18 protein-coding genes are annotated in these 18,714 nt (G+C 64.8%); 8 read left to right on the top strand and 10 right to left on the bottom strand.

The features are described 5' to 3' along the window. Window positions 1-41 precede the first annotated feature (41 nt). Together ligA and AC0IXR_RS24420 are read left to right on the top strand one after the other, a co-directional pair. On the top strand, window positions 42-2,465 hold the full coding sequence (gene ligA / locus AC0IXR_RS24425) for an NAD-dependent DNA ligase LigA (RefSeq protein WP_471762508.1): 2,424 nt from the start codon (window positions 42-44) through the stop codon (window positions 2,463-2,465). Next, complete coding sequence (locus tag AC0IXR_RS24420; RefSeq protein WP_471762507.1) at window positions 2,462-3,313, top strand: 3'-5' exonuclease; 852 nt, start codon at window positions 2,462-2,464, stop codon at window positions 3,311-3,313. Before ligA ends, AC0IXR_RS24420 begins: the two co-directional genes overlap by 4 nt. Before the next feature lie 4 nt (window positions 3,314-3,317). On the opposite strand, the gene AC0IXR_RS24415 is transcribed toward AC0IXR_RS24420, so the two are convergent. Further along, complete coding sequence (locus tag AC0IXR_RS24415) at window positions 3,318-3,800, bottom strand: peroxiredoxin (RefSeq protein ID WP_056429647.1); 483 nt, start codon at window positions 3,798-3,800, stop codon at window positions 3,318-3,320. 532 nt (window positions 3,801-4,332) lie between these two features. On the opposite strand from AC0IXR_RS24415, the gene AC0IXR_RS24410 reads away from it, so the two are divergent. Next, window positions 4,333-4,929 (top strand): YqgE/AlgH family protein, encoded by a 597-nt coding sequence (locus AC0IXR_RS24410; RefSeq protein WP_461228297.1) that lies wholly within the window; start codon window positions 4,333-4,335, stop codon window positions 4,927-4,929. A gap of 20 nt (window positions 4,930-4,949) precedes the next feature. On the opposite strand, the gene AC0IXR_RS24405 is transcribed toward AC0IXR_RS24410, so the two are convergent. Then, complete coding sequence (locus AC0IXR_RS24405; protein WP_056429643.1) at window positions 4,950-5,936, bottom strand: hypothetical protein; 987 nt, start codon at window positions 5,934-5,936, stop codon at window positions 4,950-4,952. Between the two features lie 510 nt (window positions 5,937-6,446). Here AC0IXR_RS24405 and dnaK point away from each other — a divergent pair. From dnaK to AC0IXR_RS24390, 3 genes are all read left to right on the top strand, one after another. Next, window positions 6,447-8,363: a molecular chaperone DnaK gene (gene dnaK, locus AC0IXR_RS24400; RefSeq protein WP_471762506.1), complete on the top strand. Its 1,917-nt coding sequence runs from the start codon at window positions 6,447-6,449 to the stop codon at window positions 8,361-8,363. A gap of 117 nt (window positions 8,364-8,480) precedes the next feature. After that, entirely contained in the window at window positions 8,481-9,644 is a 1,164-nt protein-coding gene (gene dnaJ, locus AC0IXR_RS24395) for a molecular chaperone DnaJ (protein ID WP_056429639.1), read from the top strand. A gap of 184 nt (window positions 9,645-9,828) precedes the next feature. Continuing rightward, window positions 9,829-10,464, top strand: coding sequence for a class I SAM-dependent methyltransferase (locus AC0IXR_RS24390; protein ID WP_471762505.1), 636 nt, complete (start codon window positions 9,829-9,831; stop codon window positions 10,462-10,464). Window positions 10,465-10,658: 194 nt separating this feature from the next. Here AC0IXR_RS24390 and AC0IXR_RS24385 read toward each other — a convergent pair whose 3' ends face one another. From AC0IXR_RS24385 to AC0IXR_RS24365, 5 genes are all read right to left on the bottom strand, one after another. Next, complete coding sequence (locus tag AC0IXR_RS24385) at window positions 10,659-10,988, bottom strand: hypothetical protein (RefSeq protein ID WP_471762504.1); 330 nt, start codon at window positions 10,986-10,988, stop codon at window positions 10,659-10,661. A 156-nt stretch (window positions 10,989-11,144) separates the two neighbouring features. After that, window positions 11,145-12,446 (bottom strand): thymidine phosphorylase, encoded by a 1,302-nt coding sequence (gene deoA, locus AC0IXR_RS24380; RefSeq protein ID WP_471762503.1) that lies wholly within the window; start codon window positions 12,444-12,446, stop codon window positions 11,145-11,147. Beyond that, window positions 12,443-13,189: a deoxyribose-phosphate aldolase gene (gene deoC / locus AC0IXR_RS24375; protein ID WP_471762502.1), complete on the bottom strand. Its 747-nt coding sequence runs from the start codon at window positions 13,187-13,189 to the stop codon at window positions 12,443-12,445. Before deoC ends, deoA begins: the two co-directional genes overlap by 4 nt. Before the next feature lie 8 nt (window positions 13,190-13,197). Next, complete coding sequence (locus AC0IXR_RS24370; RefSeq protein WP_471762501.1) at window positions 13,198-14,007, bottom strand: purine-nucleoside phosphorylase; 810 nt, start codon at window positions 14,005-14,007, stop codon at window positions 13,198-13,200. After that, window positions 14,000-14,437, bottom strand: a complete 438-nt coding sequence (locus AC0IXR_RS24365; RefSeq protein ID WP_471762500.1) for a cytidine deaminase — start codon at window positions 14,435-14,437, stop codon at window positions 14,000-14,002. The genes AC0IXR_RS24370 and AC0IXR_RS24365 overlap by 8 nt, the downstream gene beginning before the upstream one ends. Window positions 14,438-14,591: 154 nt before the next feature. Between AC0IXR_RS24365 and AC0IXR_RS24360 the strand changes: the two genes are divergently transcribed. Then, window positions 14,592-14,816 (top strand): DUF2093 domain-containing protein, encoded by a 225-nt coding sequence (locus tag AC0IXR_RS24360; RefSeq protein ID WP_056429621.1) that lies wholly within the window; start codon window positions 14,592-14,594, stop codon window positions 14,814-14,816. Here the strand turns inward: AC0IXR_RS24360 and lpxK are convergent. The 3 genes from lpxK to AC0IXR_RS24345 are packed head-to-tail and all read right to left on the bottom strand — an operon-like array spanning window position 14,761 to window position 17,845. Continuing rightward, window positions 14,761-15,792: a tetraacyldisaccharide 4'-kinase gene (lpxK, locus tag AC0IXR_RS24355; RefSeq protein ID WP_471762499.1), complete on the bottom strand. Its 1,032-nt coding sequence runs from the start codon at window positions 15,790-15,792 to the stop codon at window positions 14,761-14,763. The two genes, AC0IXR_RS24360 and lpxK, sit on opposite strands and share 56 nt — an antisense overlap. After that, entirely contained in the window at window positions 15,792-17,096 is a 1,305-nt protein-coding gene (locus AC0IXR_RS24350; RefSeq protein WP_471762498.1) for a 3-deoxy-D-manno-octulosonic acid transferase, read from the bottom strand. Before AC0IXR_RS24350 ends, lpxK begins: the two co-directional genes overlap by 1 nt. After that, the gene (locus tag AC0IXR_RS24345; RefSeq protein ID WP_461234322.1) at window positions 17,093-17,845 is read right to left on the bottom strand and encodes a lysophospholipid acyltransferase family protein; all 753 of its coding nucleotides are present in this window, start codon (window positions 17,843-17,845) and stop codon (window positions 17,093-17,095) included. The genes AC0IXR_RS24350 and AC0IXR_RS24345 overlap by 4 nt, the downstream gene beginning before the upstream one ends. Before the next feature lie 369 nt (window positions 17,846-18,214). On the opposite strand from AC0IXR_RS24345, the gene AC0IXR_RS24340 reads away from it, so the two are divergent. After that, window positions 18,215-18,714: metallophosphoesterase family protein (locus tag AC0IXR_RS24340; RefSeq protein ID WP_471762497.1), on the top strand; the 500-nt coding region annotated here is incomplete at its 3' end.

Raw genomic sequence — 18,714 nt, 5'->3', positions numbered from 1 at the left:
TAAACCCCGCGATGCCCCAGCCAAAGCCGCGAAACGTATTCATGCCAGCATCCGCCTTGTCCGACCCGATCGATGCCATGAGCGCCGAGGAGGCTCGGGCCGAGCACGCCGCATTGTCCGAGCAGATCGCGGAGGCAGACCGGCTCTATCACGGAGAGGACGCACCCGAGATCACGGATGCGGAATACGACGCCCTCCGGCGTCGCCTCGAGACGATCGAGACCCGCTTTCCGGATCTTGCCGGCACCGGACAGGCAAGCGCCTCCGTCGGCGCAAAGGCCTCGGAAAAATTCGCTAAAGTTCGGCATGCGGTGCCGATGCTGTCGCTGGGGAACGCCTTCGCGGATGAGGAGGTCCACGATTTCGTGGGCCGGGTCCGTCGCTTCCTTAACCTGCCCGATGAGCCGCTTGCCTTCACTGCCGAGCCCAAGATCGACGGCCTGTCCCTCTCCCTACGCTATGTCGAGGGTAAGCTTGTCACGGCGGCCACCCGCGGCGATGGCGAGGTCGGCGAGGATGTGACCGCGAATGCGAGAACCGTCTCGGGCATCCCGGAGGTGCTGGCTGGGACGGGTTGGCCGGAGATCTGCGAGGTACGTGGCGAGGTCTATCTCTCGCACGCGGATTTCGCCGCCATCAACGCTCGCCAGGAAGCGGCAGGGAAGGCGCTTTTCGCCAATCCGCGCAATGCGGCGGCTGGGTCCCTGCGCCAGCTCGATTCCCAGATCACCGCCTCGCGGCCGTTGAAATTCTTCGCCTATGCCTGGGGTGAGATGTCGGAGATGCCGGAGACGACGCAGCACCGCATGATCGCGGCCTTCGCCTCCTGGGGATTCGCGGTGAACGACCGCACTGTGCTCTGCACAGACGCGGAAGCCATGCTGGCGCATTACCGCACGATCGAGGAGGATCGCGCCGGCCTCGGCTACGACATCGACGGCATCGTCTACAAGGTCGACGATCTGGCTCTTCAGCGACGCCTTGGCTTCGTCTCGCGCAGCCCGCGCTGGGCGCTGGCGCATAAGTTTGCGGCGCAGAAGGCCTTCACGATCCTCGAGGCCATCGAGATCAATGTCGGCCGGACCGGGTCGTTGAATCCGCTGGCGCGGTTGAAGCCCGTAACGGTGGGCGGTGTCGTTGTTTCGAACGCGACGCTTCATAACGAAGGCTACGTCCAGGGCGTTGGCGGGGACGGCGAGCCGATCCGCGACGGTCGCGACATCCGCGTCGGCGATACGGTCATCGTCCAACGTGCCGGCGACGTGATCCCGAAGGTGATGGATGTCGATCTTGCGCGGCGGCCGCCGGAATCGAAGCCCTATGTCTTTCCGGAGACCTGCCCCGCCTGCGGCAGCCGCGCCGTCCGCGAGGTCAATCCACGCACCGGACAGCGCGATGCGGTACGCCGCTGCACTGGCGGGCTCATCTGCCCGGCGCAGGGACTGGAGCGCCTGAAGCATTTCGTCTCGCGCAACGCCTTCGATCTCGAAGGCTTCGGCCAGACCTATATCGAGGTGCTGTTCGAGGCCGGACTCATCAAGCAACCTGCTGACCTGTTCCGCCTGGAATTCGCGCCGTTGAAGGAGGCTATCGTCGCCCGTCGAGAAGCGCTTTCGGCCGAGCGTCGCGCCGAAGGTGAGCCGCCACCGAAAAAGGCGAAGAAGAAGGGGGACGACGAGGACAAGGCCATTAAGAACCTGCTCGCCTCCATCATTGAGCGCCGCAGCCTGGCCCTCAACCGGTTCCTGTTCGCCCTCGGGATTCGCCATATTGGCGAGTCCACCGCCAAAGCCCTGGCCAAACGCTTTCCGGATATGCCGAGCCTGATGCAGGCCCTCGCCGCCGCTGCCGCCGCTCAAGCTGGACCGGACTGGCTCGAACTCTCGGCGGTACCGAGGGTTGGGCCGACGACGCGGGACCGGTTGCTCGAATTCGGTTTCGTGGGCGAGGCGGAGGGCAGCGAGGTCGGGACGGGCCGGCGCCCGACTACGGCGCAGCGGGCTAACCTGATCGCCCATTACGGCGACGAGGCTGCCGTGGAAGCAGCCGTCGCCCGCGCCCGTGACCAGCGTCCCGGCGATCCCTATCGGGTCTTCGCCGACGATGGCGAGATCGGCCCCGTGGCCACCGATTCCCTCATCGCGTTCTTTGCCGAACCTCACAATGCCGATGCGGTCAACGCCCTGCTCGGAGAAGTGAAGACTGAGCCGATGGCGGTGGCCGCCACTGCGACCGCTTTCGCCGGCAAGACCCTTGTCTTCACCGGCACCCTGGAGCGCATGACCCGAGGCGAGGCCAAAGCCACGGCTGAACGCCTCGGCGCCAAGGTCTCGGGCTCCGTCTCGGCCAAGACCGACCTTGTCGTCGCGGGGCCCGGCGCGGGCTCAAAGCTGAAAGATGCCGAGAAGCACGGGGTCAAAGTGGTGAGCGAGGAAGATTGGATCGCCATGGTGGAGACGGCGTGACGACGCTCGCCATCGATTTCGAGACGGCCAACGAACGGCGCGACAGCGCCTGCGCGGTCGGGCTCGCATGGATCGAAGGCGGCGCGGTGGTCCGGCGTGAATCACGCCTGATCCGGCCACGTGAGATTCGGTTCTCGCCAGGCAACATCCGGGTCCACGGTATCCTGCCGGCGGATGTCCGCAAGGAACCGGAATTCCCGGATGTGATGGCGGAGTTCCTGCCCGACCTCTCGTCCGGGCTGGTACTCGCTCACAATGCCGGCTTTGACATGGGTGTGCTCCGGGCTTCGCTCCACGCCTATGGCATGACCGTTCCAGCCTTCGCTTCGCTCTGCACACTTCAAATCGCGCGAAAAGTGTTTCCCGCACCGGAGGGATGCGGCCTCGGCAAGGTCGCGGCCCGGCTCGGTATCCGTTTCGAACATCACGATGCGGGTGAGGACGCCTATGCCTGCGCGGAGATCGCCCTCGCTGCGGCGAGGCAGCACGGAGCTCCTGACATCACTGCCCTGGCAAGGGCGATCCACCTGCCGGTTACGCGACTGCCGGCCGGATATGTCGAACGGGAAACAAGGTCGTTCGAGTCACCCGTCTCGCCGATCGGGGCGATGCGGTTCTCCGTGCGGGGTAGCAGCGGCAATCTCTACGCGGTGACCCTGGAGGACCGCCCGAGCGGCCCGCGTCTGCGATGCACCTGTATGGCGGGACGCTACGGTGTCGCCTGCCGTCACGCCAAGGCGCTTCTCGTCGGTGACATCACCGATCTCGTATCGGGCAACCACGCGGACGTGGTCGCCCTCAGCAGGATGTTCGACGAGGCCGCGATACCGCGACCCCCGAACGTGTGACCGTTCAGATAACCTTGAGCAGGGCGTCGACGCCGGAAATTTCGGTCTTGGCCGGGGATTCTTCGACGTTAAGGACCCGTACGACGCCGTCATCCACGAGCATGGAATAACGCTTAGAGCGCGGTCCGAGACCGAAGCCGGCCCCGTCCATGTCGAGGCCGATGGCCTTGGCGAACTCGGCATTGCCGTCGGCGAGGAACTCGATCCCGTCGGCATTGCTGGCCTTCTGCCAGGCTTCGAGGACGAACACGTCGTTGACGGAGGTCACCGCCACGGCATCGACGCCGCGTGCCTTGATCTCTTCCTGCTTCTCGACGAAGCCGGGCAAGTGGTTGCGGTGGCAGCTCGGCGTGAATGCGCCTGGTACGCCGATCAGCACGATACGGCGCCCTTTGAAGATATCGTCGGTGGTCTTAGCCTCGGGGCCCCCGGCGCCATTCACGCGAAAGGTCACCTGTGGAAGGTGGTCGCCAACCTGGATCGTCATCCGTCGTCGTCTCCTCAGATCGCCTGGAGCCCATGCCCGGTCTCGATGACCGAGTTCTGACACCACGACGCGCGAGAGCTCATGGGCCAATGGAGCCATGATGACCCCCGATAGGTGAGAAGGGTCTAGCCCGAGCCTCGGGGCGTGTCGAGGCGAGCCTCCGCGAAGGAGCCCCCGTCCACATTCCATTGATGGACGTCGACCGTATCGAGCGGGCACGGATAGGTCGTCGTCCTCAGCCCAGTCGGGTTCGAGCGAAAAGAGGAGGCGAAAGGCCGTTCCCGTTTCCCGAACTAGCAAGGGCTGAAAATCCGTGGGGAAGGATGATGATTCAGCCCTTCCCGACGCCGTGGACCTCCAACTCCCCGCTTCGATCCTTAGGTCATCGAAGCTTAGGAACTGCGAATTTTCCAGCGATGCATCATTCACGCGCCGCCGCTTCAGCAGGGACAGGGAGGTCGTCATCCTTCTTATCGATGGGCTGGATCGCATCCCTGCTGGACAAGCCATCACGCCCAGGTAGCATGATGCGATGCGACATGATCCGGTCTCCGCCTATCTCGACGGTCAGTTCCTCGTGGCAATGCCCGGCCTTACGGACGAGCGCTTCGCAAGGTCGGTGATCTATCTCTGCGCCCATTCCGCCGATGGTGCGATGGGGATTATCCTTAACAAGCCGGCCAGCGACCTGAACATGCCCGACCTCCTGGTCCAGTTGGACATCGCCAGTGAGGGCGACGCGATCCGCCTGCGTGAGAAGGTGGGCCATATTCCTGTGCTCATGGGCGGTCCGGTGGATGCCAAGCGCGGCTTCGTGCTTCACACCGACGACTTCCACATCGATCAGTCGACACTCATCATTGATGATGGGATCTGCCTCACCGCGACCGTGGAGATTCTACGGGCCATCGCGAACGGGGCGGGACCTGCCAGCGCAGTCCTCGCCCTCGGTTATGCAGGGTGGCAGGCAGGCCAGCTCGAGAGCGAGATTCTCGCCAATGGCTGGCTCAACTGCCCTGCAGACCCGGAGATGATTTTCAATGCTGCGCTCGAAACGAAGTACGAACGCACTCTGCGCAGCAACGGTATCGACCCGGCGATGCTATCCTTCAGCGCAGGGCGAGCCTGAACGGATCGGCTCGTATCGCTTCATTCTCCGATCGGCGAACCGTCACTGTCTGGGTTCATACCCTCCACCGGCGGCTTCGCCTTACGAGGCCTGGGCGTCGTGCTCGCGGTCGGTGTGCTCGTATTAGCGCCAAGCCTTGCAGCAAGGGAAAGTGCCCGCGCCTCGGTGAAGCGCACGTTGCAGAAGCCGTGGGCGCCCTCCCGGGCATAGGTCCGGCACGTTTGCTCACGGTCGGAGGAGAAAGCCGCCTGTTCGGTGACGATGGTGCGGACGTCCTGCCCGCGGGCGCGCTGGGTCATCACCTTGTAGTTATCACGCACAGCCTTGTCGGCGACGCCTCGTCCAGAGTCGAATTCGGCGGAGCGAGGGATTAGGGTCGCTGCTGCAGGACCCCATAGGCCGCCCGGATTGGTGGCGCAATCTGCCGATGCGAAGCTGCAGACACGGCCACCGCTAATCGGTGTCACCAAGACGCTGCCTTCGAGGATTTCGAACCGAAGCGGGCATTCACCGCCGGTGATCTCGTAGCGTGCCACGCCCTGGGGACGTCCCTCGGAGGAAAGAGAAATCGGCGAGCCCCCGGATAGCGGTACCTTGCAGGTCTCGCTCGGCTGCGAAATCTTGGTGCCGGGCAAGGTGATCCGCGCGGTGGCCGCATTGCCAGCCTTGTCGATCTTGAGGCTGCCGGTCAGGCCATTGAGCAGGAGTTCCTGGCCAAGGATGTTGTCGTCGCTCGGTGTTTTCAGGACGACGGGGCGCGGGGGCGCAGGGGCCGGCCTTGGAGCTTCAGGGGCTGTTTCTCCTGGTGCGCCCGGCGGCAGCAACGTCCCCGGCTGAGGCGCTCCGGCCGGAGGTACCCCGCGAGGTGGTACTGGAGGCTTAGCCGCCTTGCCGATGCCGAACAGCTCCTCGAAAAAGTTCTGCGCCCCGGCTTCGTTCGCCGGAAGGGCGACGAGAGGCAGGACGAGGAGTGCAGGGAGCAGGTGGAAGGCGCGGGATGGACGCATCAAGTCTTTCATGCCTTTGGAGCTCGCGGCACCGGACTGGTGAACGGTGAATGTGCGTCGGGCTCTCGTTCTTGCATCAACTGTTTCGAAACCCTGATGTCACATCCGGGGCTGATGCTTTCGCCGACAAACTGACTTTTGACCCGCTTTGACGGCCCGGAAGCCCGTCTTCCACGTTCCAGACTAGCATGTGATGGGTGGCGCGGACGTGGCGTCCCTGCAACATTTTTGAGATCCATGCTGCCGAATATCGATCATTTCCCGTGCAAACATCCCGATTCGCGAAGGAGATAGGATCGGCGTGGCAGTTCGGAACGCTTTGCCTTGCGGCTCCGCATCACCCTTCTTATATCCGGCGGGACGCGGGATTAAGACCTGGATTGGCGCGTTTCAGGCGCTCTGGCTGGTTCGAATTCCGCTCTCACAATCTTTCGTTCTTCACCGCCATGGGCCGGGCCGCTTCGGGGCTCGGCGGTCTGCTTGACCAAATGACATGAGAGGGATCCCACCATGGGTAAAGTAATCGGCATCGATCTGGGCACCACCAATTCCTGCGTGGCCGTCATGGAAGGCACGCAGCCCAAGGTCATCGAAAACGCGGAAGGCGCGCGCACCACGCCGTCGATCGTCGCCTTCCTCGACGACGGCGAGCGTCTCGTCGGCCAACCGGCCAAGCGTCAGGCCGTCACCAATCCGGAACACACGTTCTTCGCCATCAAGCGTCTCGTGGGCCGTACCTACGACGACCCGATGACGCAGAAGGACAAGGGCCTCGTGCCCTACAAGATCGTCCGCGGCGACAATGGCGATGCCTGGGTCGAGGCCGACGGCAAGAAGTATTCTCCCTCGCAGATCTCGGCTTTCACGCTCCAAAAGATGAAGGAGACTGCTGAGGCACACCTCGGTCAGCCGGTGACGCAGGCCGTCATCACGGTCCCCGCCTATTTCAACGATGCACAGCGTCAGGCGACCAAGGATGCCGGCAAGATCGCCGGCCTTGAAGTCCTGCGCATCATCAACGAGCCGACAGCGGCCGCCCTGGCCTACGGCCTCGATAAGAAGAAGACCGGCACGATCGCAGTTTATGATCTCGGTGGCGGCACGTTCGATGTGTCGATCCTCGAGATCGGTGACGGTGTGTTCGAGGTGAAGTCCACGAACGGCGATACCTTCCTCGGCGGCGAGGATTTCGATAACCGAGTCGTCGAGTACCTGACCTCCGAGTTCAAAAAGGAGCAGGGCATCGATCTGACGAAGGACAAGCTCGCCCTTCAGCGCCTCAAGGAGGCCGCTGAGAAAGCGAAGATCGAGTTGTCCTCGGCTACTCAGACCGAGATCAACCTGCCCTACATCACGGCCGACGCCACGGGGCCGAAGCACCTCGCTCTGAAGCTCAGCCGCGCCAAGTTCGAGTCCCTGGTCGACGACCTCGTCCAGCGCACCATCGAGCCCTGTCGCAAGGCTCTCAAGGATGCGGGCGTCTCGGCTTCCGAGATCGACGAGGTGGTTCTGGTCGGCGGCATGATCCGCATGCCGAAGATCCAGGAAGTGGTGAAGTCCTTCTTCGGCAAGGAGCCCCACAAGGGTGTCAATCCGGATGAGGTCGTGGCTATCGGCGCGGCGGTCCAGGCCGGTGTGCTCCAGGGCGACGTCAAGGACGTGCTGCTTCTCGACGTGACCCCGCTGTCGCTGGGCATCGAGACGCTTGGTGGCGTGTTCACCCGCCTGATCGACCGCAACACCACGATCCCGACGAAGAAGTCACAGACTTTCTCGACGGCCGAGGACAACCAGAACGCTGTTACCATCCGGGTCTTCCAGGGTGAGCGCGAGATGGCGGCCGACAACAAGATGCTCGGCCAGTTCGATCTGATGGGCATCCCCCCGGCCCCGCGCGGCATGCCGCAGATCGAGGTGACCTTCGACATCGACGCCAACGGCATCGTCAACGTGACGGCCAAGGACAAGGCGACGAACAAGGAGCACCAGATCCGCATTCAGGCTTCGGGTGGTCTATCGGATGCCGATATCGATCGGATGGTGAAGGACGCCGAGGCCAATGCCGAGGCGGATAAGAAGCGTCGTGAGTTGGTCGAGGTGAAGAACCAGGGCGAAAGCCTGATCCACGCCACCGAGAAGTCGGTGAAGGAGTATGGCGACAAGGTCTCGGCCGACGACAACGGCGCCATCGAGACCGCTATGACTGCCCTTCGCACGGCCCTCGAGGGTGATGATGCCGAGGTCATCAAGTCCCGCACCACGGATCTGATGCAAGCTTCCATGAAGCTCGGTGAGGCGATGTACGCCGCCAGCCAAACGCCGGAAGGCGGGGCGGATGCCGCTGCCGGGGAGGAGACTAAGAAAGACGATGTCATCGACGCAGACTTCCAGGAAGTCGATGACAAGGACCAGAAGAAGCGGGCATAAGGCGCACGCTGCATGCGGGGCCGGAGTGATCCGGCCCCGCATCACGTCTGGTTATCGACAATGGCGTGATTCCCGTGACGATGGGTGAGATCCGCCGGGGACTTTTGAGGACGGGGAATGTCGAAGCGGGACTACTACGAGATTCTTGGGGTCTCAAAGACCGCGACCGACGGCGAGATGAAGGTCGCCTTCCGCAAGCTGGCAATGACCTATCACCCGGATCGTAATCCGGGGAATGCGGAAGCAGAGCTCAAATTCAAGGAAATCAACGAGGCCTACCAGACGCTCACCGATGGGCAGAAGCGCGCGGCCTACGATCGTTTCGGTCATGCTGCCTTCCAGCAGGGGGGAGCGGGTGGCCCCGGATTTGGAAACGAGTTCGGCGACTTCATGTCGGACATTTTCGATAATTTCTTCGGTGATGGTCGAGGGGGGGCAGCAGCCGGCGGCGCGCGAGGCGGTCGCGGTGGCGCGACCCGTGAGCGCGGCGCAGACCTGCGCTACAATCTAGAGATCTCTCTTGAGGATGCGTTCGCCGGGAAGACCGAAACCATCACGATGGCGACGGCGGTAACCTGCGAAGTCTGCTCCGGCAGCGGTGCGAAGGCCGGGTCCAAGCCGAAGCCCTGCCAGACCTGCGGCGGCTACGGCCGCGTGCGGGCTGCCCAAGGGTTCTTTGCCATTGAGCGTACCTGCCCGGCTTGTCATGGGCGCGGAGAGATCATCGACAATCCGTGCGGAAATTGCTCCGGCGCGGGCCGCGTCACGCGAGAACGCACGCTGTCCATCAACGTCCCGGCGGGGGTGGATGACGGTCTGCGCATCCGTCTGGCTGGAGAGGGCGAGACGGGACTGCGAGGCGGGCCGGCAGGCGATCTCTACGTCTTCCTGTCGATCAAGCCGCATACCTTCTTCCAGCGCGATGGTGCCGATCTTTTCTGTCGCGTCCCGATCTCCATGGTGACAGCCGCCTTGTCGGGCGAAATCACGGTGCCGGTCATCGATGGTTCGCAGACGGAAGTCCGCATCCCCGCGGGGACGCAGACCGCCAAGCAGTTTCGCATAAAGGGTCGTGGCATGCCGGTCCTGCGGTCGCGCGATGTCGGTGATCTTTATATCCAGGTCTTCGTAGAGACACCGCAGAACCTATCGAAGCGTCAGCGTGAGCTCCTCCAGGAATTCAATAGTACGGCCTCCGAAGAGAACCACCCTGAGAGCGCAGGCTTCTTTTCGAAGGTGCGGGATTTCTTCGACGGTCTCAGCGGGGCAGCCCGCTCGTGACGGCCGTCCTCATCCGCAACGGCGGATCGAAACCAGCTCTTCGCCGTTGTAGCTGTGGCGGTGTTGCATCGGCGCCGCGAGCACGCTCCGCCCTCCCTGGTGATACGAGGCTTGTGTCTTGACGGACATCGCTCTTTTGTCGTCTAGCCTTAGCCTCCCACGCGTGATCTGAGGATAGTGGATCTTGTTGCCGCTACGCCGACCCAGCGCCAAAGCCTACGCCGCCACCGGTTCTGTCCGTGAACGGCGGGAGCCGCTGGAGGATGAAGCTCGCTTCCTGCGCTCTTGGTTCGAGAGGCCGCTCGTTACCGGTTCGGTGACGCCGTCGGGCAAGATGCTCGCGCGGATGATGGCATCCTATGTCGATCCTCGTACGCCGGGCCCCGTGATCGAACTCGGACCCGGTACCGGTCCGGTGACCCAGGCACTCATCCGCCGGGGCATCGAGCAAGAACGTCTCGTGCTCGTGGAGTACAATCCGGATTTCTGCAAATTGCTGCAGAAACGTTTTCCTCGCGCTACGATCCTGCGCGGCGACGCCTACAACATGAAACAGACGATCGGTGAGTTGCTCACTTCAAAGGCCGCTGCAACCGTATCCAGCCTGCCGCTGTTCACCAAACCTCTCGAGCAACGTCTCGATCTTCTCAATGCCGCGCATACGATGATGCATCCGGGTTCGCCCTTCGTGCAGTTCACCTATGCGGTGGTGCCGCCGATCCCCGAACGCTGCGATGCCGGGAGCTATACAGCCAGCCGCTCGAGCCGTGTTTGGCTCAACCTTCCACCAGCACGGGTCTGGGTTTACCGCCGTCCCTGAGTCATTGCTGCCGAACTTTGGCTGAAGAGCCGGCTCATCCACGGTTCAGCCCATTGCTCCTACGGTCTGGCTACAGCGCCGGGATCGCCCTGGCGTAGCAATCGACGGAGGCTGACATGGCGTTTCGCGCATTCGCACATCGGATGAGAGGTTGGTTTGCCGCTGCGGCCCTCGCCGTCGGCGTTGTTGGCATGTCACCGGGCATCGTTCAGGCAGCACCCCTTTCCCCTTCCGTAGCCTTGGCCGATCCAGCACAGGCCGGTATCGTTCCTGTTCAGTACGGTTGGGGTGGGCACCATCACCATCACCATCGTAGGCACCATGGCTGGGGTGGACATCATCGCCATGGCTGGGGCGGGCACCGTGGGCACGGCTGGGGCGGTTATGGTCATCATGGATGGCGCCCGCGCCATCACGGTTGGGGCCACCATCACCATCACGGGCATCGCCACGGCGGTTACTATCGCTTCTAGTAAAAAAAGCCCCAGCGGGTTCATCCGCTGGGGCTTCTTCTTGGTTTCCAATAGGACCAATCCATCCCTTTCCAGCGCTTAAAGAACCTCGCCTTCGGCATGGGCATCGGTGCCATTCACGACACCCGCGTTCTCTGGCGAGGCCGGCCAGTTCTTGAACTTAAACGGCGCGGGCCGTTCCTCTTTCAACGCCAGCTGTCGTGCTCCTCAAGCGATCCGTTGGGCAATGTCCGGAGGCGGTTGAAGGGCATCGGGGGCGATCCGGTAGGCAGCACGGAGGGCTACTTCAGCCGCATCGGCATGGGCTTCTGTCCGCGCATGAATGATGCCGAGGAGATCAGCTGTATCTCCTGGGCGGGCGAGTGATGAGAAGCCGACTGCCGGATCGATATCGTCTTGTGGCCGGGTACGGCCGCCGCCGAGTGAAATGACGGCAAGCCCGAGTTTGCGAGTCTCTACCCGAGCGACTGTACCGGTCGTGGTCATCTTCACCCGGCGGATCACCGGTGCGACGGAGCAATATTGGTCGGTTTTTTCAATGAAATCCGCAGGTCCCCCCAACTCAGCCAGCATCCGTCCGAAGATTTCGAGCGCCCGTCCGGAGTCGCGTGCCTGCTCGACCCTGCGGGATGCGTCGTCGAAATCCTTGGCAAGGCCGCCCAGCATCAGCATCTCGGCACAGAGCGCCACGGTTACGGCATGGAAGGCTGGTTCACAGGAGCGACCGGCGAGGTAATCCACCGCATAGGAGACTTCGAGGGCGTTGCCGGCGGAGGAGGCCAGGGGAGCGTCCATGTTAGTGATAAGCGCGACGGTTTTCAGCCCAGCGCCCTTGGCGACGGTAACGATGCTTTCCGCGAGAGCCTGTGCCTCCTTCGTCTCCGCCATGAACGCTCCGGAGCCCGTCTTCACATCCATCACGAGACCGTCGAGCCCGGCCGCGAGCTTCTTCGACAGGATCGATGCCGTAATCAGGTCGAGGGATTCCACCGTGCCGGTGACGTCGCGGATGGCGTAGAGCCGCCGGTCCGCTGGAGCCAGGTCGGCCGTCTGTCCGATGATGGCGCAACCGACGGAGCGGGTGACGCTGCGGAAACGATCGAGGCCGGGTGTCGCGTCGTAGCCGGGAATGCTCGCGAGCTTATCAAGGGTGCCGCCGGTATGGCCCAGGCCGCGGCCGGAGATCATCGGTACGTAACCACCGCAGGCAGCCACCATGGGTGCCAGAGCGAGGCTGACCGTATCGCCGACGCCGCCGGTGGAGTGCTTGTCGAGCACCGGGCCGGGCAAATCCCAATCCAGCACTGAGCCCGAATGAGTCATCGCCCGCGTTAGGGCCACGCGCTCGGCCAGTGACAGGCCACGGAAAAACACGGCCATGGCGAAGGCGGCGGCCTGCCCCTCGGTCACCCGCCCATCGGTGAGACCGGAGATGAAGTCGGCGATCTCGGCATCAGCGAGAATGCGTCCATCCCGCTTGGCCCGGATCAGCTCCTGCGGCAGCATCAAGCGTGGCCTCCGAGGCTCGCAGTCAGCGCGTCATGTAGGCTGCTCGCCCCAATGCGGAAAGTCTGCGGCTCGACCCAGCCCGGCCCCATGATCCGGTCGGCGATGGCGAGATACAGAGCGGCATCGGCCACGGTTCGCAATCCGCCCGAGACCTTAAATCCGACAGGGCGATCACTGTCCCGGATGGCGGCGAGCATCGCCTCCGCGGCCTCCGGCGTTGCCGAGATGACGCTCTTGCCCGTTGAGGTCTTGAGGAAATCCGCCCCCGCGGCGATGGCGAGGCGGCTTGCCTCGGTGACTTGGCCGATCCCCGGCATCGCTCCGGATTCGAGGATCACTTTGAGAATGGCGCGCCCTGCAATCTCCCGCACGGCCTCAATCATCCCTGCCGTAGTCCTCGTGTCACCGGCAAGGTACGCCCGATAGGGTAGGACGAGATCGATCTCATGCGCGCCGTCATGCAGCGCCTCGGCGGTATCCTCCACCGCCCGCTCGATATCCGTGCCTCCGGCGGGGAAGTTGATCACCGTGGCGATACGCACCGGAGTCCCGGCCAGCAACTCGACGCAGCGCCCGATATGCTGGGGCCAGACGCAGACTGCGGCGACACGGCTTGCCCGGGCCTTGCCGCAAAGCGTCGCTATGGCCTGATCCGAACAAGAATCGCCGAGATCGGTTAGATCGAGAAGGGGCAGCGCGCGTCGGGCAACGGCGGTTTCGGAATGATGGGGATCGTCGCTCATGCTCTTTCCTACAGCCGTGCGACGAACGCGTCGATGAGACGGGCGAGGTCGAACGCGGCAGCGGCGGCCGCGCGCTTGGTCTCGTCGTGGTGCGGATCGCCGTCGCCGATCCCGGCGGCAAGGTTCGTAACCACCGAGATGGCCGCGACCCGCAGGCCGAAGAAGCGGGCGAGGATCACCTCCGGAACTGTCGACATGCCCACCAGATCGGCGCCGAGGCGCCCCGCCATACGGATCTCGGCCGGAGTCTCGAAGCTTGGCCCCGAGAACCATGCATAGACTCCGTGATGCAAGGGAATCCCGTATTCCCTTGCCGCCTCGTGGAGGGTTTCGCGCGCAGCCGAATCATAGGCGCCGACAAGGGGGACAAAACGACCATCACCCGTCTCGCCGATCAGCGGATTGAGGCCCGACAAATTGATGTGGTCTGCGACAGCCACAAGGCTGCCCGGGCCCGCCTGCGCCATCAACGATCCAGCCGCATTGGTGAGGAGTAGGAGCGGGACGCCAAGCGCCTTTGCGACCCCCAGAGGCACCTTCATGACGGCGGCGTTGCCGGTTTCGTAGGCTTGGCTCCGTCCTTCGAAAACCAGCACCCGTCGCCCGGAGAGGCGCCCAGCATGGAGGGTGCCGCCGTGACCGGTCACGCCAGGGGAGGGAAAGCCTGGAATCCCCGAATAGGCGAGGGAGATGCTGTCTTCGAGCTTGCCGGCGACCAGCCCGAGGCCCGTGCCGGTGACGATGGCGGCATCGTAGGGCCCGCCGAAACCGTGGCGACGCACCGTGTCGGCGGCGAGGGAGATGGCTGTGTCAGACATCGGCGCACGGCTTGGTACGGTGCAGATTGTCCGGCCCGAAAGACTGAGGGAGTAGTGCCTCCAGGGTGAAGCTGTGTCGGATACCCTCCGGGCCGGCGATGTGGATCGGCGTTCCGGGCTCCGCGAACTCCCTGATGCGCTGGCGGCAGGCGCCGCATGGCGTCACCAGAATTGAGCCGTTGCCTGTGATGAGGATGGTGGCGATGGCGCGTCCGCCGGCCGCGATCATCGCGGCGATGGCGCCCGCCTCGGCGCAGGTGCCGACGGGATAGGCCGCGTTCTCCACGTTGCATCCGGCATGCAGGCGGCCGTGCTCGTCCCTTAGGGCGGCGCCGACGGGAAAGTTCGAATAAGGCGCGTAAGCGCGGGCTTTCGCCGCGCCGGCGGCATCGAACAGAGCAGCGAGATCCGCGTCGATCGTGTCCGCCATCGCATGGGGTCCGGTAGGAGGATTCGACGGCTGTTAGAACAGGAACGCGACCGGCCTGTCGAGCGCCATCGGACGTCATCAAGCGCCATCGACATGGCGTCGGCGCGATCCTAGAACGTTCCTTCGATGGTCGCAGTTGAGAAGCGGGCGAGACATGCTGGGTCGGTTCGAACGCAAGGCCTCCGGCGAGGCGACGGTGGAGTACGGCGACGGCACCATGCGCGTCGTCAAGCCCGGAAGCTTCGTGCGCTGCGCGGTCACCGGCGAGCCGATCGCCCTCGACAATCTTCGTTACTGGAGTGCCGAGCTCCAGGAGGCCTACATCACGCCCGAAGCGGTAATGAAGCGTCTGGCCGAACTCGGTCGTTCGGCGGGCTGAACGTCTCGACGACGCGGCTCACCTGCGCAAGCAGTAGGCTCTCGTCGACGAACCGAAGGGTCACACCGAGCGCCGTCACCCCCGCGGCGAAATCCGCGGGCAGGCGCACCATGTCCTTCTCCGTCGTTACCAGCATCGCGCCCAAAGCCTGGGCCCAAGCCGCGAGGCCGGCGACATCCGCGGCGCGATAGGGGTGGTGATCCGGGAAGGACCGGGTCTCGACTAGGGTCGCTCCGGCCTCCGTCAGCGTATCGAAGAATTTCCGCGGCCGCCCGATCCCGGCGAAGGCGAGCACGGGCTTTCCCGCAACCGCAGCCGGCACTGTCGGGACCAGCTTGGCCCGATGGACCGGCAAGCCTCGCGACGCCGCCTCCGTCGCGAGGTCCTCGCCCCGGCCGCCATCGCCGATAACGACGAGGCCGTGGACGTGACGCCATTGGCGCGAGAGCGGTGCGCGGAGAGGACCTGCCGGAAAAGCGAGGCCGTTGCCGATTCCGCTGACGGCGTCGACCACGGCGAGGGAAAGGTCCTTGGCGAGGCTCGGATTCTGGAGCCCGTCATCCATCACCACCACGCCGGCACCGAGAGCGCGGCAGAGTTCCACCCCGGCAGGCCGGTCGCGGGCCAGGATCGTTAAAGCGCTGCGGGCTAGCAGGAGCGGCTCGTCGCCGACATCCGCCGATCCATGCCGAGACGGATCGACGGCGATCGGCCCGGTCAGACGTCCGCCGTAGCCGCGGGTAAGGAAGGCGGGCTCCAGGCCGATCTTCCGCAGCATCGTTGCCAGGGCGAAAGCGGTCGGGGTCTTGCCCGCGCCACCGAGGGTGAAGTTGCCGACGCAGATGACGGGGCAGGCCGCCTTGTTGCCGGCGCGGTCCATGCGGGCGGCGACGCGCGATCCGTAGATTTCCCCGAGCGGCGCCAGCAATCGGCCGAGGGGATGGCCGGGCAAGTCCCAGAAAACCGGGGCTCGCATTAGGAGGCGATCAGGGCGGAGAGTTTCATCTGGGCGATGAATGGATCGAGGATCGCAAGGGTGCGCTCCACCGCCCCTTCGAACGGACGCAAGGCGGCGTTTCCGGCATCGGCCATGGCGCGGGACCGTCGGGGGTCGAGGAGGAGTGCGCCGACAGCCGCTGCCAGCTCCCCGGCATCCGCCACCATCAGGGCCCCGCCGGCCTCGTCCAGGGCGTGGTAGACCTGTGCGAAGTTCTGCACGTTCGGCCCATGCAGGATCGCCGCATCGAGACGGGTCGGTTCGATCGGATTCTGGCCGCCGCGTTGCGTCATGGAACCTCCAAGGAAGACCAGCGGCGCGAGGCGATAAAACAGACCCAATTCCCCGAGCGTATCGGCGACATAGACGTCGACGTTGCCGTGGGGGCGACCGCCGCGGGAGCGAAGCGTGCTTCTAAGCCCGAGGGCGGAGGCGCACGCCGCCACGTCCTCGCCGCGCTGGGGGTGACGCGGCACCACCACGGTAAGAAGATTCGGCACTCTCTCCTGCAAGGCGGCGTGAGCTTCGGCGATCGTGGCATCCTCGCCAGGATGCGTGCTAGCCGCGACCCAGACCGGACGGTCGCCGATGACGTCGCGCAGATAGGCGAGCTGCTGATCGTCTGCAGGGGGCACGGCCGAATCGTATTTCAGGTTGCCGGCGATGCTCACGCGCGGTGCGCCGAGCCTTTCGAAACGCTCGGCATCGTCCCTGGTCTGCGCGAGGCAGATGGCGATGCGCGAGAGCAGGGCTTCGGCGGTGCGCGGCGAGCGAACCCAGCCCTTGAACGACCGCTCCGACATGCGGCCGTTGACGAGGAGCAGCGGGATGCCGCGCCGGTGCAGGGCGATGACGGTGTTCGGCCAGATCTCCGATTCCGCCACCAGCGCCAAGTCCGGTTGCCAGTGATCGAGGAACCGTTCGATCCAGCGCGGCGCGTCGAGGGGCATGTACTGATGGACCGCGCCCGTGGGCAGGCGCCGCCCGATCAGTTCGGCGGCGCTGCGCGTCCCCGTCGTGACGAGGACGCTGAAGCCCCGGGCGATCATGCCGTCGACCAATCCGACGAGCGAGAGGGCCTCGCCCACGCTCGCTCCGTGCATCCAGACCAGGGAACCGCTCGGGCGGGCTCGTCCGGCAAGGCCGCGACGCTCAGGCAGGCGCCCGGGATCCTCCTTGCCCTGACGGGAGCGCCAGGCCAGAAGGCCCGCCACCGCCGGTTCACCGACATAGAGGCCGAAGCGATAAGCCCGGAGAGCGATGGTGAGCGGGGGAGCCTTCACGAAAACGGCCCGAGGGCCAGGGACCCGGCCACCGGATCGACGACCCGGTCCGGGCGGCCGACGAGGGTGTAGGCCCGGTCGTGAACCCGGTTCATCTCGTTCTCCAGGCGCTGACGCAAGCGCTCCAATTCCTCCGGATCGACGTCGCGCGGGACGAGGACCGGTTCACCGAAGACCATGGCACCCCTGCCGAAGGGCAGCCCGAAACAGGCCTTGTCCCAGCTGTTGAAGCGCAGATGCCGGCTCGTGACGACCGCGACGGGAATGACCGGCCGACCGGAGAACCGCGCCAGTGTCAGGATGCCGAGATCGCAGCGGCGCGACACCTTCGGCACGTCGGCGCTGAAGGCGACGCTCTCGCCATCCTTTAGGGCGCGGATCATGGCGCGCAGGCCTTCCGCGCCGCCTTTCGCCTTCGCATCGCGCACGGTGCGTCCGCGCGCCCCGGAGGCCCGGATGACGCGGACACCCATCCGGGTGAGGGCGATGGTGTTGATGTTGCCATCCGCCGACCGCGAGATGATCGTCGCGATCCTGTCCTGCGGACGGCGCATGAACGAGATCATCGTATGCTGGCCGTGCCACATACCGGCGATGAATGGTGATTTCCCGTCGAGCCAGCGGTGCGGCTCGGCCGGCTCGACCGTGAAGCGGTTCGTCGCGCGTACCAAGCGCAGGTAGTGGAAGGCGACGAAGCCGAGGCTTTTTTGAACCGGTGGCGACCGGCCGACGCGTTTGAGAAGGCTCATACACTCGGTTCCGCGGGCCGGACGTTCGGCCCTTCGTCCGGTCGGCCCTCAGGGCGCACGTGCGGCAGGTTGCGTCGTCTGCGCATCCGCCGAACAGCGCTCGCTGGGGAGCATGGCCGGTCCGGGGTGGTCTAGCGCCGTTCGAATTGCCGGCGCAACCTCGCCAGGGCGGGCCCGACCTCATCCGTCCGGCGGAACGGCCATCATGCAAGGGAGGAAGCACCGTATCGGAGCGCCGACGCGGTCCTCTATGATGTGTGAGCTTGCGCCGTCGCGATCCTGGATTCGAACGCGCGAGCGACGATTTGCGAGGCTTGACGCGGCAGCCGCCAGTGGCGAAGGCGAGCTCCTCATCCGAAACGGAGACCGATGTTTCGCCTCGCCCATCTCACCGATCCGCATGTCGGCCCTATCGCACGTCCTCGCTTGCGCCAGCTTCTGGGCAAGCGCGCCACCGGCTATGTGAATTGGCGCCGCGGGCGCAGCCGACACCACGACATGGAGATCCTCGCGGCGCTGGTGGCCGACTTGCGGACGCAGCCTCACGACCACATCGCCTGCACCGGCGACCTGTGCAACATCGGTCTGCCGAGTGAGTGGTCGACGGCTAGGGTCTTCCTCGAAGCACTCGGCGCTCCGGACGATGTGAGCTTCGTTCCGGGCAATCACGACGCCTATGTGCGCGGCTCGCTCGAAGGCCTGTTGAAGGCGTGCCGCGCCTGGACCTCCGGTGACGATGGCACCGACGGCATCTTCCCCTATCTCCGGCGCCGTGGACCGCTCGCCCTGATTGGGGTCTCGTCCGCGATTCCCACCAAGCCCTTCGTCGCCAGTGGGCGCCTCGGCCCGTCGCAGATCGAGGCTGTCGA

This window comes from Methylobacterium sp. AC832, assembly GCF_979256025.1.
Note: the sequence above shows the minus strand (reverse complement) of the source record. Positions and strands in the feature narration are given on the sequence as shown.

Excerpts from the sequence above, each read along its gene's own strand:
- ligA (WP_471762508.1), top strand. The coding sequence starts at position 42 with ATGCCAGCATCCGCCTTGTCCGACCCGATCGATGCCATGAGCGCCGAG.
- AC0IXR_RS24415 (WP_056429647.1), bottom strand. The coding sequence starts at position 3,800 with ATGACGATCCAGGTTGGCGACCACCTTCCACAGGTGACCTTTCGCGTG.
- AC0IXR_RS24410 (WP_461228297.1), top strand. The coding sequence starts at position 4,333 with ATGCGACATGATCCGGTCTCCGCCTATCTCGACGGTCAGTTCCTCGTG.
- AC0IXR_RS24405 (WP_056429643.1), bottom strand. The coding sequence starts at position 5,936 with ATGCGTCCATCCCGCGCCTTCCACCTGCTCCCTGCACTCCTCGTCCTG.
- dnaK (WP_471762506.1), top strand. The coding sequence starts at position 6,447 with ATGGGTAAAGTAATCGGCATCGATCTGGGCACCACCAATTCCTGCGTG.
- dnaJ (WP_056429639.1), top strand. The coding sequence starts at position 8,481 with ATGTCGAAGCGGGACTACTACGAGATTCTTGGGGTCTCAAAGACCGCG.
- deoC (WP_471762502.1), bottom strand. The coding sequence starts at position 13,189 with ATGAGCGACGATCCCCATCATTCCGAAACCGCCGTTGCCCGACGCGCG.
- AC0IXR_RS24370 (WP_471762501.1), bottom strand. The coding sequence starts at position 14,007 with ATGTCTGACACAGCCATCTCCCTCGCCGCCGACACGGTGCGTCGCCAC.
- AC0IXR_RS24365 (WP_471762500.1), bottom strand. The coding sequence starts at position 14,437 with ATGGCGGACACGATCGACGCGGATCTCGCTGCTCTGTTCGATGCCGCC.
- AC0IXR_RS24360 (WP_056429621.1), top strand. The coding sequence starts at position 14,592 with ATGCTGGGTCGGTTCGAACGCAAGGCCTCCGGCGAGGCGACGGTGGAG.
- lpxK (WP_471762499.1), bottom strand. The coding sequence starts at position 15,792 with ATGCGAGCCCCGGTTTTCTGGGACTTGCCCGGCCATCCCCTCGGCCGA.
- AC0IXR_RS24345 (WP_461234322.1), bottom strand. The coding sequence starts at position 17,845 with ATGAGCCTTCTCAAACGCGTCGGCCGGTCGCCACCGGTTCAAAAAAGC.